General features: G+C 56.9%; 14 protein-coding genes. 5 read left to right on the top strand and 9 right to left on the bottom strand.

Annotated features, from left to right (window positions below):
• Window positions 1-5: 5 nt before the first annotated feature.
• From CJP46_RS12105 to CJP46_RS12075, 7 genes are all read right to left on the bottom strand, one after another.
• Complete coding sequence (locus CJP46_RS12105) at window positions 6-740, bottom strand: SIS domain-containing protein (protein WP_094596154.1); 735 nt, start codon at window positions 738-740, stop codon at window positions 6-8.
• Entirely contained in the window at window positions 737-1,495 is a 759-nt protein-coding gene (locus tag CJP46_RS12100) for a creatininase family protein (protein WP_094595830.1), read from the bottom strand. Before CJP46_RS12100 ends, CJP46_RS12105 begins: the two co-directional genes overlap by 4 nt.
• Window positions 1,496-1,508: 13 nt before the next feature.
• The gene (locus tag CJP46_RS12095) at window positions 1,509-2,501 is read right to left on the bottom strand and encodes a phosphotriesterase family protein (protein WP_094595829.1); all 993 of its coding nucleotides are present in this window, start codon (window positions 2,499-2,501) and stop codon (window positions 1,509-1,511) included.
• Window positions 2,502-2,638: 137 nt separating this feature from the next.
• Window positions 2,639-3,937, bottom strand: coding sequence for a PTS ascorbate transporter subunit IIC (locus CJP46_RS12090; RefSeq protein WP_094595828.1), 1,299 nt, complete (start codon window positions 3,935-3,937; stop codon window positions 2,639-2,641).
• Window positions 3,938-3,972: 35 nt separating this feature from the next.
• Window positions 3,973-4,236 (bottom strand): PTS sugar transporter subunit IIB, encoded by a 264-nt coding sequence (locus tag CJP46_RS12085; protein WP_094595827.1) that lies wholly within the window; start codon window positions 4,234-4,236, stop codon window positions 3,973-3,975.
• Window positions 4,233-4,676 carry a PTS sugar transporter subunit IIA gene (locus CJP46_RS12080; RefSeq protein ID WP_094595826.1) on the bottom strand — a complete coding sequence of 148 codons (444 nt, stop codon included), beginning with the start codon at window positions 4,674-4,676 and terminating at the stop codon, window positions 4,233-4,235. The genes CJP46_RS12085 and CJP46_RS12080 overlap by 4 nt, the downstream gene beginning before the upstream one ends.
• Before the next feature lie 24 nt (window positions 4,677-4,700).
• The gene (locus tag CJP46_RS12075) at window positions 4,701-6,836 is read right to left on the bottom strand and encodes a BglG family transcription antiterminator (protein WP_256992307.1); all 2,136 of its coding nucleotides are present in this window, start codon (window positions 6,834-6,836) and stop codon (window positions 4,701-4,703) included.
• A gap of 248 nt (window positions 6,837-7,084) precedes the next feature.
• On the opposite strand from CJP46_RS12075, the gene CJP46_RS12070 reads away from it, so the two are divergent.
• From CJP46_RS12070 to CJP46_RS12060, 3 genes are all read left to right on the top strand, one after another.
• Window positions 7,085-7,297: a hypothetical protein gene (locus CJP46_RS12070; RefSeq protein ID WP_094595825.1), complete on the top strand. Its 213-nt coding sequence runs from the start codon at window positions 7,085-7,087 to the stop codon at window positions 7,295-7,297.
• Window positions 7,298-7,514: 217 nt separating this feature from the next.
• Window positions 7,515-8,096, top strand: coding sequence for a TetR/AcrR family transcriptional regulator (locus CJP46_RS12065; RefSeq protein ID WP_179281136.1), 582 nt, complete (start codon window positions 7,515-7,517; stop codon window positions 8,094-8,096).
• On the top strand, window positions 8,093-9,100 hold the full coding sequence (locus CJP46_RS12060; protein WP_094595823.1) for a glycerophosphodiester phosphodiesterase family protein: 1,008 nt from the start codon (window positions 8,093-8,095) through the stop codon (window positions 9,098-9,100). Before CJP46_RS12065 ends, CJP46_RS12060 begins: the two co-directional genes overlap by 4 nt.
• On the opposite strand, the gene CJP46_RS12055 is transcribed toward CJP46_RS12060, so the two are convergent.
• The gene (locus tag CJP46_RS12055) at window positions 9,097-9,876 is read right to left on the bottom strand and encodes a DeoR/GlpR family DNA-binding transcription regulator (protein ID WP_094595822.1); all 780 of its coding nucleotides are present in this window, start codon (window positions 9,874-9,876) and stop codon (window positions 9,097-9,099) included. The genes CJP46_RS12060 and CJP46_RS12055 overlap by 4 nt on opposite strands.
• 251 nt (window positions 9,877-10,127) lie before the next feature.
• Between CJP46_RS12055 and CJP46_RS12050 the strand changes: the two genes are divergently transcribed.
• Complete coding sequence (locus CJP46_RS12050) at window positions 10,128-11,090, top strand: metallophosphoesterase family protein (RefSeq protein WP_094595821.1); 963 nt, start codon at window positions 10,128-10,130, stop codon at window positions 11,088-11,090.
• Between the two features lie 22 nt (window positions 11,091-11,112).
• Entirely contained in the window at window positions 11,113-11,970 is an 858-nt protein-coding gene (locus CJP46_RS12045; protein ID WP_306431042.1) for a DMT family transporter, read from the top strand.
• Window positions 11,971-12,068: 98 nt separating this feature from the next.
• Here the strand turns inward: CJP46_RS12045 and CJP46_RS12040 are convergent, their stop codons facing one another.
• Window positions 12,069-13,205: an NADH-dependent flavin oxidoreductase gene (locus tag CJP46_RS12040; protein ID WP_094595819.1), complete on the bottom strand. Its 1,137-nt coding sequence runs from the start codon at window positions 13,203-13,205 to the stop codon at window positions 12,069-12,071.
• Window positions 13,206-13,297: the final 92 nt, after the last annotated feature.

The raw sequence follows: 13,297 nt of genomic DNA, 5'->3' as shown, positions 1-13,297 counted from the left end.
GCCGGTCACGCCAGCAGCGCGATCCGGCCCTTGTAAGCTTCGATCAATGCCTCGTTATGGGCGTCGGCCCCGTCGATGTTGCCGCTTAAGAACACCGGCGGCGTAAGTCCCTTGTCGATCATGATCCCGATCGCTTCCGCGAATACGGCGTTCAGAATCGCCGCTCCGATCACCGTCGAGCTGGGCGCAAACGCGACCTCCATGCCCGGATGCCGAAGCACCGCATCCCCCTTGACGGAGAAGTTATCGATGACCAGATCGACGGCGTCGGCCAGGTGCCGGCCGCTCTTATGGCGGGATGGCTGGCTTTTGGAGTACGCCAGGGAGGTCACGCCGATAGTAAAGGCGCCTTTCTGCCCGGCCATAAGCGCAACATCCACCGGTACCGGATTGCGTCCGGAGGTAGACAGCACGAATACCACTTCCCCTTCCCGGATATCCTGCTCCCGCATGAAGCCTTCCGCGAGCTCATTCTGCCGCTCCAGTTCGGAGGAGCGCACTGCGCCTTCATGCAGCATTAGCTTCTCCACAAAAATGGGACGGATGGGCGCGAGCCCGCCAGCCCGGTAGAATACTTCTTCGGTGAGAATGTGCGAATGCCCGCAGCCGAATAAATGGATGATGCCTCCCTGCTCAATGCACTCCGCAACCTTGACGGCAGCGCGGTGAATCTCCTCCGCCTGCTTCGTCCGAACTTTGTGCAGCAGCTCGCCGATAATATTGAAATACGCGTTCATCAGCATGATTCCTCCCCCTTCGCTCCAAGATCCAGCTTCCTTCTGGCCTTCAGCACCATGTCCGCCATCGCGTCCAGGCTGCGTTCGATGATCTTCTCGCCTTTCTCCCGGGAAGCCCGGGTGGCGTCGCCGAGCACCGCCGAAGAGGTCATCTCCTCCCAAGGCGTGGGAGTGCAGTCGGCTTCGGCGGGGATTTGCGGTTTCCCGTCGATCGCGCGGTCCATGTCCACATGCGCTTCAGCCAAATAAAGCATGTAGGACGTTTCGATTTCGTCGGCATGCATGTAGGTGCCGTGAACCGCGGAGGTTTCCCGGACTTCCGCGGTCACTTCCTTCGTTCCGGGGTAGAAGAAATAAAACACCTTGAGGTCCGGCACCCGGTCATACAGCACTCTTGCCGCTTCCTTCAAAGCGACGGCATTTCCCAAATGGCCGTTGACTATGGCCAGAATGCGGAAGCCTTGGTTGTACAGACTTTCCCCGATATCGGCCAAGAGCCGGATCAGTGCCTCGTTGGACACGGTAATGCTTCCCGGAAAATGGCGCAGGCTCCATACCTGGCCGTAAGGCAGCGTCGGCAGTACGAACCCGCCGATGCGAGCAGCCAGTTTGTCCCCGAGCCGCTCGGCAAGCAGATTGTCCGTGCCGAGCGGCAGATGCGGGCCGTGCGCTTCCACGGCGCCGACCGGCAGAATGGCCGTGCGGTGCTTGCGGATCTTGTCCATGACGTCAACCGAGTTTTCGTGCTCGAATTTCATGAACCTGCCTCCCTTATTTTTTGAACGTAAAACAATGGGCCGGGTTGGTGACAAAAAACTTCTCGATCAGCTTACTGCCTTCAAACCCCGCTCGGTCCGCCTCGTCGATGAAACGGGGCACCCATTTCGCAATGATATATTCCAGACCCAAACCGTGATCATAATGCTTGTAGTAGGTTTTGCGGGCGGTGTCCCCGCTGATCAGGATTTGGTCCTCGTACCCTTTGCGGACGAGGTTCAGAATCAGCTCGATCCGCGTGCTCTCGGGCGCGTATTTGATCTTGCCGATGCCGTCAAAGCTCATGAATGCGCCGATTGCGGCGATTTGCTCGTGGTAATACGGATCCGGATTCCTGTCCATGTGTCCGAGGCTCAAGTAAGACAGGTTTACGCCTTCGCTTCTCAGGAGCTCCATTTGCTCCAGCGCCATCGTGCCGACCTCCGTGTGGGAGTGGACGGGAGCTTTCGTTTCGTGATGAGCCCTCGCCACGGCCCGAAGCGTCTTCTCCTCCAGCGGCGTGATGCGGTTGTAGCCCGTCCCGAATTTGACCTGGCCCGCCTTGAACGGCGTTCCTTCGAGTCCCTCCTCGACCTCGCGAATGACGAAATCGGCCAGCTCGTTGATCGTTTTCGCCTCGATCCATTGCGCGTAAGTATCATAGGGCCCGATAAGCGGCTTCAGCTCTTCCTTGATACCTGCGTCCCACAGAAAGCTTTTGTTGAATCCGGCCGTCCCGACGATCCGGATGCCCGTTTCGCGGGCGATCTCCTGTACCGCATGAACATCCCGGCCATAGTCGACCGCCGTCGCGTCCACGATCGACTGCCCTCCATGCCGTTTAAAATCCAGCACGTCCAGCTTCGACTTCTTCTTGTCGTCCAGCAGCAGATCGTCTTCCCCCCGCTCCTGCCAATAGGCCGGACGGCATACGATATGCTCGTGGGAATACGTAAATCCGAGCTCCTTCGGATCGATGTCTCCGTGAAGTGTGCGGATAAAGCCCATAAGCGTTCCTCCTCTATGCTTGATGACTTGTTGGTTTTCGTTATCCTAACCGGCTGCATTCCAAGACCCGCTGGCCCGGGAAAGACGGCGCTGCCGAAGGTTCACCGTCTTCCTTCTGGCCGGTTTCAAACATCCATTTATAAGAACAGCTTGGCGATAAAGTGCAAAATCGGGCCGATGATGAACATATCCGAATCGGCCGCCCACATGGCCGTGTCCGGTACGGTTGAAGAGATCAGGAAGCGGACCATGACAAACTGTCCCCAGGCGACGATCGTCGATGTAATGAAGCCCCCGATGACCGCTCCGCGTACACCGCCCGTCGAGTTGCCGAAAACGCCGGCCGTCGCTCCATGGAAGAACAGCACGATCATCGTCGGCACGAAAATGTAAGACACCGTGCTTCCCAGCACAAGCAGCCAGATGATAGCTCCGGCGAATGCGCCTAAGAATCCGAGAACGACGGCGTTCGGCGCGTAAGGATACACGACCGGGGCATCCAGCGCCGGCTTGGCCCCGGGCACCAATTTGGTCGCAATCCCGTTAAAGGCCGGGACCAGCTCGCCGACAAACATCCGTACCCCCATCAGCACGATGGCGATGCCGCCGGCAAACGTAAACGATTGAATGATGGAATAAATGATGAAGTTCTGGTCTCCCGCCTTGGCGATCAGCGAAGCGGCCTCCGGGGTGCCTTTGGTCGAAAGAATGATCGCTCCGACCAGGAACAGCACGCCCATGCTGAGCGCCGTGATGACGTTGGAGTCGCGAAGGAACTCGAATCCCTTCGGCACTTTGATCTTCTCGGAATCGTTGTTTTTGTTGCCGAACACTTTGCCGAGCAGCGCCGCCAGCAGGGCGACGGACGCCGAGGTGTGGCCCAGAGCGATATTGTCGTTCCCTGTAACCTTCCTCAGGAACGGTTGAACCAGGGCCGGCTGGAATGTCCAGTACACGCCCAGAATGACGGCAATGACCACTACGAGCTTCCATATGGCAATGCCGGTGCCTGCCGCATGGACGATGACGCCCGCAAAGATCGTCGAGGTCCAGAACATCATGTGTCCGGTCAGGTAAATGAACTTGAACCGGGTAAACCGGGCCAGCGCCACGTTGATCAGAAAGCCAACCAGCATGGCCAGCGTGACGGCGCTGCCGAATTTGCCGTTGAAGGCCTCTTGGCCCATAAAGCTGCCGAGCGAGCTGGTCTTCAGGCCGAACACTTCCTTCCACATCGGTTCGAACACGTTCAGCGCATTCACGATGACGTCCGAACCCGCCCCGATGATGAGGAAGCCGATGATCGCCTTGAACGTCCCGCTCACCAGCTGGCTGGTCGATTTTTTCTGAAGCATGAGGCCGACCAGAACGATGAATCCGAGCAGTATGGCAGGTGTTCCGAAAATATTGGTTGCGATCCAATAAAGCACGTCCATGGATGGACACCTCCTTGGTTAGGTCAAGATAGGGCTTACAGGGCTTCCTCCAGCTTTTGCTTGATTTCGTCATTGTCGAAGTAGTTATTGACGACGATGATCCGGGCGGAATGGCCCTCCAGGCTTTGCGCCAGCTCATGGCTTGTGATGATATAATCGGCCGCTGTGCCCGAGGCCGTAGAGACGTCCGTGTGCTCCACATCGGCGCTGACCCCCATGCCGCTAAACACGTTTTCCACATTCATCCGCAGAATCAGACTCGTTCCTTGTCCCAAACCGCATACGCATAACACTTTCATTGCTCATTCCCCCTAATGATTTGTTGGATGGCTTCCACATCGGCCGCCTGTTTGAACTGCTCCAGATGCGCAGGACTGCTCAGCAGCGTCGTCAGCTTGCGCAGCAGGGCGATATGCTCGCCGCTGTCGGACCCGCCAAGGGCGAATACCAGCTGCACCGGATCGTTGGCGCTGTGGCCGAAGACGACCGGTTCCTTCAGCCGGACAAAAGACACCGAGGCCTCGATCACGCCGTCCTGCGCACGGGCGTGCGGCAGGGCAATGTTCGGGGCGAGGACGAAGTACGGTCCCCTCTCCCGGTAGGATTCCACCATGGCGTCGGCGTAGCGCGCTTCTGCAGCGCCCGCCTCCGTCAGCAGCGCACCTGCCAGCCGGATCGCCTCCTCGGCGGATGCCGCTTCGGCATCCAGCGCAATGAGCGGAGGTTCAAGAAATTTCATGTTCATCTCTCCCGTTCGGATAGTTTAGCCGGAACTTGAAGCCGTCCCGATCTGCTTCAGCATCTGCTCCTTCGTAAGCGCCTCCTTCAGCCGGCTCAGGCCCGCTTCGTCCTTCAGCATGCTGGTCAACTCGGACAATGCCTTCAGATGCGACTCTCCGTCGATCGCCGCCAGTACCAGAATGACCCGTACCTGGTGGCGTGCTTCCCCGGAAAAAGCCACGGGCTGATCCAAATGCAGGAGGCTCATTCCCAGCCGCTTCACGCCGTCCTCCGGCCGCCCGTGCGCAATAGCGATTCCCGGCGCGACCACGATGTATGGACCGAGCGACTTCACTTTGCCGATCATGGCGTCGACGTAGCCTTCGTCGATGTATTCTTCGGCCAGCAGCGGCCGGGCCGCTTCCCGGATCGCTTCGCGCCAGTCAGCGCTCTCCCGCTGCAGCCGGATCATCGGCGCGGGCAGCAGCTCGGCCAGGGACGGCTTGGGCCGCTCGCCCAGCCATACCTTGCTTCGGCCGCCGGACAGATAGCGGCCAAGCTCGTCTGCGAGGCCCGCTTCGTCAGTCACGTCGGCATGCTTGCGGACGATATCGAGCAGGGCTTGCACCGAGATCGCCTGCGTTCTTACGCCTCTGCCGCCTGCCGTGTTGATCCGGCCGAGCAGATTCACTTTGTCCTTGTCGCTGAGGATCGAATGGACGACATGAACGGGCACCTTGCTGTCCGGGAGCGGTACCGTCGAAAATATCAAATCGACCCGTTCTTGAAACTGCTCGTATTCCCGCAGGGAGAGCATCGCAATAATGTCCAGGGTGGAGAAGAGTCCCTCCAATTGGGCCTTCAGCATTCTCGACGCCGAGATGCCGTTTACGCAGACGATCGCCGCCCGCCTCCGGGCCGCAGGCTCCGCTTCCTCCCGCCGCAGCCATCCGCCGAAATGCATGGCCAGATAGCTGATCTCGACATCGCTTAGCCTCCGGCCGACCAGTTCCTCGAAGGCGTACACGGAGCGCCGGGTGAGCTCGAATAAATCGCCGTATTTGTCACGGATATCCTGCAGAAGAGGATTGGCCAGCTCCAAACCGTACATGATCCGGTAATACGCCGGCTTCAGGTGCACCAGCAGATCCTCCTCCACGGCTTCCCGGCCGCTGAGCCAGACGCAGGCGCTGCGCTGGAACGCATCCGTCATCTCCCGGGCAGCGTCCCGCAGCCGCCCGATGATTTCGTCCGAGCCTGTCAGCTGCTCCATCCGGTTGGCCCGCGCCCCAAGCAGATGCATCGTGAGGTAAGCGTTTTCTTCTTCCGGCACCGGAATGCCGAACATACGGCCAAGGCCGTCCGCGACCCGGGAAGCCGCGTCATATTCGGGCGTCTGCCGAAGCACCTCCCGCTCGTCCTCGTCCACCCGGATCACCCAACCGGACTGAATACGCCGGATGTAAAGAAGAAAGCGGGTGGTTAAATGGAAGAGCATCTCGTCGGTCAGCTCCACGTTCAGTATCTGCTCGCTGGCCGCGATCAGCCGGTAGATCTGACGCCGAATACCGTCGTCCGTATTCTCCGGCATGATATCCCGCAAGGGGTCCTGCTCTCCCCAGCTTCCCGTCCGGCTGACCGCCTGCTCCCAGCTGACGCTGCCGGCAAGTTGATCGCAGCAGCGCGTCAACTCATTCCTCATCCTTGCCTCGTCACCACAGACCCCGTAGCCCCGCTTCCGGTCATACACGACCTCGAGACCGGCCGTTTCCAGCTGCGAGCGGACCGCATTCAAATCCTTCAGCACCGTCCCCCGGCTGACTTGGAGCAGATCGGTCAGGTGGTGGATAAAGACGGTGCCCTCCGCCGTCAGCAGCCGGATCGCGATCCAGGCCAGCCGCTCCCGCGGAGACAGATAATACTGCTGCGCAGAAGAACTCTCGGCCCATGCCATGTCCGGGATTCCCCGGCGGCTGACCTCCGGCAGCGAATAACCGGCCGTGCGAACGTACTCGACGGGCGGCAGCTCCGCGGCCTCCAGCCAGTCGTTGATTTTGTTCATATCGTAGTACACGGTTCTTCGGGAGATGCCGAGCCTCTGCGTGAGTTCATCCAGCGCCACGTAATCGTCCGCCTGTACAAGCAGCTTCAGTATTTCGGTACTGCGTTCATCCAGCATCCGGCATCCCTCCTGTCTTTGACGAAATTTGTCGTTCCTGGTGACTCGATTATACCCATGGCCGTGCAGCGAGTGACAGTTCAATTCCTGGAAGTCCGGTTTGTGCAAAAGTGAATACTATCGATTTCCAGCATGTCATATCCCGTCTTTCACACTTATCAAGGCCAGGACCATCCAAATTCCGTGATGACAATAGATGTAATAAATGGTAAAACGAAGTGTAGATACCCGAAAGGAATGATCTACCCGTGAAAAGATCCATGGCATGGTTCGCCGTATCGTTTGTGTTCATTTTTTTCAGTGCGCCGATCGGTTACTTCTTCTTCAGCAATATATTTTTTTACAATATGAACTTGACCGGCGAATACGAGACGCTCCTGTACTGCACCCTCCTCTCTCCGATGCTCATCGGCGTACTGATGTTCTTGATTGGTCTCGCCGAGCTAAAGCAGAACCGCTGAACCCGCATACTTATTCCCCCGCACGCCTTGCTTATACGTTCTTATATCTAAAAAAACCCTCTGCCTGTATGCAGAGGGCCCCTTTTCCCATCTATCCATTTCAATGGTGTAGAAGTAATGGGTTTGGACAGGGCTTGCGCTCCAACCGGGTTATGCCATATAATGACCACAGTCATTTATGACCGTGGTCATTTTTATACAAAATGAGGTGAGAGGTTTGCTGAGAGATCTGAAGAAAAAGAGCACCCGGGATAATATCACCCGCAATGCGATTGAAATGTTTAAGGAAAAAGGCTACGACAACGTCACCGTGGAAGAAATTGCCGCCGCATGCGGCATCGCGAAAGGAACCTTTTTTAACTATTTTCCGAAAAAAGAGCATGTGCTTCTGCATGTGGCCGATTCTTACGCCGGCTTGATGGACGACATCGTCACGCGGCATCCGAACGGTCCCTTGAAGGAGCGCGTTTTGCGGATTCTGCGCGACCTGCTGCACATCTATACGCAGCATGAGGAGATTCTGCGGCTGACCTTGATTGAAACGATCAAAGCGGAAATCGTCTCGGGCCATGAATCGACCAACATTTCGAATTTTAAACATGCGCTGCGCCGGTTGATGGAGGAAGCCGGGGAACAAGATTCGCAGCAACGGCTGACAGACCCCGAGCTGAGCGCGGGGGTGATAGTCGGACTCTTCTTTCAGACGCTGATTACGCTTTCCTCCAAGATGAGTGAAGACGACATATACGGAACGATTGCACGGCAGCTGGATGCCGTATGGGAGGGGATCGGCAAGTGAGGCGCTTGAAGCGGATTTTGCGGAGCAGAACCTTTATCGTTTTGGCATTATTGATCGTTTTTATCTATCTGAATAACACTTCCCTGCTGGCCAAGCCCAGGGAAGGTTCCCCTTTTCTGCTGGCCCATCGCGGATTGGCCCAAACCTTTACGATGGAGGGAATCACGAACGACACCTGTACCGCGGAACGGATTTATCCCCCGGAGCACCCCTATCTGGAAAATACGCTCCCGTCCATGGAAGCCGCATTTCAGGCCGGTGCCGATATGGTGGAACTCGATATCAAGCTGACGAAGGACGATCAAATCGCCGTATTCCATGACTGGACGCTGGACTGCCGCACCAACGTGAAAGGTATGACGACGGACTACACCATGGCCGAGCTAAAGAAAGTTGATATCGGCTACGGATATACCGCCGACGGCGGAAAAACATATCCTTTCCGGGGAAAAGGCATTGGGCTCATGCCGACGCTGGATGAAGTGCTTGAGCATTTTCCGGACCGGGCTTTTCTGATCCATATGAAGAGCAGCGATCCGAAGGAAGGCACCAGGTTGGCCGAGGCGATGTCGGCCCTGCCCGAACAGCGGCTGAAACAGCTCGCCTTCTATGGCGGGGATGAGCCGGTGGCGGCTCTCAAAGCAGAGCTTCCCGAAGCCCGCGTCATGTCCATCGCAACGATGAAGCACTGCCTGATTCCGTATCTGGCTGCGGGATGGACCGGGTATATGCCTTCCGCCTGCAAGCATACGGAACTGCACATTCCCGAGAAAATCGCCCCGCTCCTGTGGGGATGGCCAAACCGCTTCCTGAACCGGATGGACAAGGCCGACACGCGGGTCATTGTCGTAGGAGGCGACGGCAGCGATTTTTCATCGGGCTTGGACAGCCCTGAAGACATCAAGCGGCTGCCGGCCCATTACAGCGGCGGTATCTGGACGAACCGTATCGATCGGATCGCGCCTTTATTCCAAAGCAATTCCTCGAAGGAACCGGCCTCTTAAAGCAGGGCCTCCCCCGGAATAATTTCAATGTCCAGCTGCTTCAGGGCGTCGATCCATTCCCTGGAGCAGCCCGCATCGGTGACGACCATCGAGATCTGCGTAAGCGGCGCGATCTGGGCGAAGGTGGTGACCCCGAACTTGGAATGGTCCGCGACGAGAATGGCCTCTTCCGTACGCTCGATCATTTTGCGGGACAGCAGCGCCTCTTCCAGATGATAATCGGTGATCCCGTCGGTCAGCGATATGCCCCCCGCCGAAATAAACGCCTTGTTCACCTTGAAGCGGTCCAGCAGCTCATGGCTGATCATCCCCGTGGCCGCCTGATGCTCCGGATCGACCTCGCCGCCTGCGAAAACGATCTTCCCCCGAAACCCCTCCAGGGCACAGTTTAATATCGGGACGGAGTTGGTTATGACCGTGACATGGGAGCGTTCCATCAGGTTCCGCATAATTTCCAGCGTCGTGGTGCCGTTGTCCAGCAGCACCGTCTCCCCGTCCTCGATCAGCGACGCCGCAAGTCTGCCGATCACCTGCTTCTCGCCCCGATGCATCAGGGAACGGTTCGTAAACGTCGGCTCCATGAAGCCGGAACGAACCCGGACCGCACCGCCGTAAACTTTGCGGAGCTTGCCTTCCTTCTCCAGACGGTCGAGGTCCCTCCGGATCGTCTCCGTCGAAACGCCGAACATCTCTGCCAGCACGTGCACGCGCACTTTCCCTTCTATCCCCAATTGGCCGAGAATGGTCTCGCGCCGTTCCTCATAGGTTAAGGACATATCGAAACTCCCCTTTACGCAAAAAGGCTTAGTATTGGACACATGTGGTTTTTCATCGCATACATGTGTTTTGTTGTTGTTTCTTATTAGTGTAGTTGGCGATGGAGAAGGATGTCAAACTTCGAAAAAAATCAATTGACAGCAGCCTTGAGCAGGAATAAAATCAACTAAAACCACAACAATACACAAAATACAACATTCATATATGTGGTTTGTAAAACCAGAGTTAAAATACGAGGGGGAAACCAGAGATGAGCCGAAGCTTGTCTTTTCGAAATGACGGCACCTTTACGATTGTTCAGTTTACCGATTTGCATTGGATGGACGGCAGGCCCGAGGACCAGCGCACGCGGGGGATCATGGAACGGGTCATGGATGCAGAGAAGCCGGATTTGGTCGTCATCACCGGAGACGTCATTTATACCGGACCGGTGTCCCCGGGAAAAACAGAGTGCGAGCATCCCCGGAAAGCGTTCCGGGATGCGGTCGCTGCCATAGAAGAGCGCGGCATCCCGTGGGCGGTCGTCTTCGGCAATCACGATACGGAAAACCGGATCAGCCGGAACGAACTGATGCAGACCGTGCTGGAGCACCGGCACACGGTAACGGAGCCGGGACCGGCGGACTTGAGCGGCTCAGGCAATTACACGCTGGAGCTGGTGGACTCGGAGGGGCGCCCGGCCGCCAACCTGTATTTCCTCGATTCCGGGGATTATTCGAGCCTCGAGCAGGTTCCCGGGTACAACTGGATTCAGCGGGACCAGATCAACTGGCTCGCCGCCGAATCCGCCAGGCTGAACCCGAAAGGGCAGGCGGAGAAACTGCCTTCGCTGGCGTTCTTCCATATCCCGATTCCCGAATACCAGGAAGTGTGGGACACCCAGGTCTGCTATGGGCATAAATACGAACGGGTCTGCAGCCCTCCGGTCAACTCCGGGCTGTTTGCGGCGCTGGTTGAAATGGGCGACGTCATCGGCACGTTCTGCGGACACGATCATATCAACGATTACAGCGGAACTTTGCACGGCATCCGCCTGAGTTACGGGCGGGCCACCGGCTGCAACACATACGGCAAAGAAGGATTTATGCGGGGGGGCCGCGTCATCCGCCTGTCCCTCGGCGAGAAGGACTTTGATACCTGGCTCCGGCTGGAGGACGGGTCCGCCGCTCTGGAGCAGCCGATTCATGAACCCGATACCCAAGGAACCAACTAAACAACCAAGGGGCTGACTCATTTTGTTATTACCGATTGTCCTTGTTATTGCTTCCGGCATGGCCCATGCCGTCTGGAGCATGTTCACCAAGCGGAGCCGCAGCAAAAGCGTTTTTCTCTGGTCCATCATGATGGTCGCGACCATCCTGCTGCTGCCGGTGCTTGTCACCGAACTGTGGAAGAACCCGATGAACGCCGCTTCCTACGGCCTGCTGCTGCTTTCGATGCTTCTTCAGGCCGTCTACTCCTGGCTCTTGTCGAAAACCTATGAGCTGGGCGACCTGTCGCAAATCTATCCGATCATGCGGGGCACCAGCACACTGCTCGTCCCCGTGATCGGCGTCCTTTTTCTGCACGAATCGTTGTCCGTCTTCGGCTGGATCGGCATCCTGTGCATGCTTGGCGGATTCGCCGTGCTGAGCGGCATTGGTTCAAACAGCCGCAGCAGCGGGCCGCAAGCCCAAGGCCTGAAGCCCGTGCTCATGGCCTTGTGCGTCGGATTGTGCACCACCTGCTACGTCTTCGTCGACAAGTTGAACCTGGAGCATGTCTCCCCCATCTCGCTGCTGGAGGTGACCAACATCGGATTTGTGCTCGGTCTGACCCCGGCCGTGATCGCCTCGGGGCAAATCGCCCAGGAATGGAAGGCCAACAAGACCACGCTGCTGCTCGGGGCCGTCCTGAACCCGGGCTCTTATCTGCTGTTCCTGTTCGCCATGTCCCAGGCGCCGATGGCCCATATCAGTCCGCTGCGGGAAATCGGCACCATCTTCGCCACTTTTCTCGGCGTCCTGCTTCTGAAGGAGCAGCAGGGATTGCGGCGGATGCTGTGCTCCGTCGTTATTTTTGGCGGCATTGTTCTCATCGGCATGCTGGGTTGAACCGATGGCGCGAACGGGCTGAATTGTTCCATTATGTATAAAAAAAGCGCGCCCTAGGGCGCGCTTTTTCGCCAAACCGTAATCAAAACTTCAGTCCGTTACACCTGTTTGACTTGGCTCGCGATCGGAAACCATCCTGGCGTTTGGACGATTTTGTGCCATAATGGATCGGAAATCCCTAATTTTTCTTGATCGGTTAACGTGATCACCGTACGGATTTCGTTTTCCTTGCCCTGCGTTACTTTTTCAACCCAGTCCGGGTCGATAATCAGCTCCCGTCCAAGCGCTATAAACGGGACACCCGTTTGCAGCGCTCTAAGCGCCTCGTCAGGTGTGCGGATTGATCCTACACCGATAACGGGGATTCTTTGCCCGGCGAGCTCATTAATTATTTCCATTCTAGAGCGGTTATCCTCGACGCCACGTCTAGGCTTGGACCAAAAGTCCATTAAAGAAACATGCAAATAATCCAAATTTTTATCGGCGAGGGCATCCACCAATTGAAGCGTATCCGCCATCGTAATACCGGGCGTCATTTCTTCTTCCGGCGAAAACCGGTATCCAACGAGGAACGGCCGTTTAGCATGTTCGGCCACTGATTTTTTCACTTCATCCACAACAGCAAGCGGAAACGCCATACGTTTGTCGATATCTCCTCCCCAACGGTCATCGCGCCGGTTGGTGTATGGCGAGAAAAATTGTTGGATCAGAAATCGGTTTGCCCCGTGAATCTCCACCCCGTCGAAGCCCGCCTCGATCGCCCTGCGGGTGCTGGCTCCAAACGCGCGGATGATCTCTAAAATTTCCTGCTCTTCAAGCGCTCGGGGGATCACGTTCTGCCCTTCTTTAGCAACCGCGCTCGCGCTTACGACCTCACCGTTTGGCACCGACTCCGGCAGGCTTTCACGGCCCCCATGAAAGATTTGCAGAATGGCTTTGGATCCGCTTTTCTTCATGGCTGCAGCCAGGCGCTGCAAGCTTGGGATCATGTCATCATAATCTGCCGCCATCTCCCCGCCGAACACCTTACTATTAGGCGTGACAATCGTACTTCCGGTGACAGCTATGCCAACCCCGCTCGAACGGCTTTCGTAATACGCGATGATCTCATCGGATATCGTACCGTCCAGCTGAGAATAAGAAATCGTCATGGGCGCAAGAACGACGCGGTTCTTGACTTTGGTACCATTTTTGAAACGATACGGCTCCATTAAAGGTTGATACTTAGGGTTCATGTGTGTCTCCTCCTTCATATGTCAGGGATAGGTCTCCCTGGTAGAGCACATTGTAAAAGTTGGAGTCGAATCGAAGTCAAGGCACCACAGTC

It is taken from the genome of Paenibacillus sp. XY044 (assembly GCF_002257645.1).
In the GTDB taxonomy this organism is placed as follows: Bacteria; Bacillota; Bacilli; order Paenibacillales; family Paenibacillaceae; genus Paenibacillus_AQ.
Note: the sequence above shows the minus strand (reverse complement) of the source record. Positions and strands in the feature narration are given on the sequence as shown.

Excerpts from the sequence above, each read along its gene's own strand:
- CJP46_RS12100 (WP_094595830.1), bottom strand. The coding sequence starts at position 1,495 with ATGAAATTCGAGCACGAAAACTCGGTTGACGTCATGGACAAGATCCGC.
- CJP46_RS12095 (WP_094595829.1), bottom strand. The coding sequence starts at position 2,501 with ATGGGCTTTATCCGCACACTTCACGGAGACATCGATCCGAAGGAGCTC.
- CJP46_RS12090 (WP_094595828.1), bottom strand. The coding sequence starts at position 3,937 with ATGGACGTGCTTTATTGGATCGCAACCAATATTTTCGGAACACCTGCC.
- CJP46_RS12085 (WP_094595827.1), bottom strand. The coding sequence starts at position 4,236 with ATGAAAGTGTTATGCGTATGCGGTTTGGGACAAGGAACGAGTCTGATT.
- CJP46_RS12080 (WP_094595826.1), bottom strand. The coding sequence starts at position 4,676 with ATGAAATTTCTTGAACCTCCGCTCATTGCGCTGGATGCCGAAGCGGCA.
- CJP46_RS12075 (WP_256992307.1), bottom strand. The coding sequence starts at position 6,836 with ATGCTGGATGAACGCAGTACCGAAATACTGAAGCTGCTTGTACAGGCG.
- CJP46_RS12055 (WP_094595822.1), bottom strand. The coding sequence starts at position 9,876 with ATGTCCTTAACCTATGAGGAACGGCGCGAGACCATTCTCGGCCAATTG.
- CJP46_RS12050 (WP_094595821.1), top strand. The coding sequence starts at position 10,128 with ATGAGCCGAAGCTTGTCTTTTCGAAATGACGGCACCTTTACGATTGTT.
- CJP46_RS12040 (WP_094595819.1), bottom strand. The coding sequence starts at position 13,205 with ATGAACCCTAAGTATCAACCTTTAATGGAGCCGTATCGTTTCAAAAAT.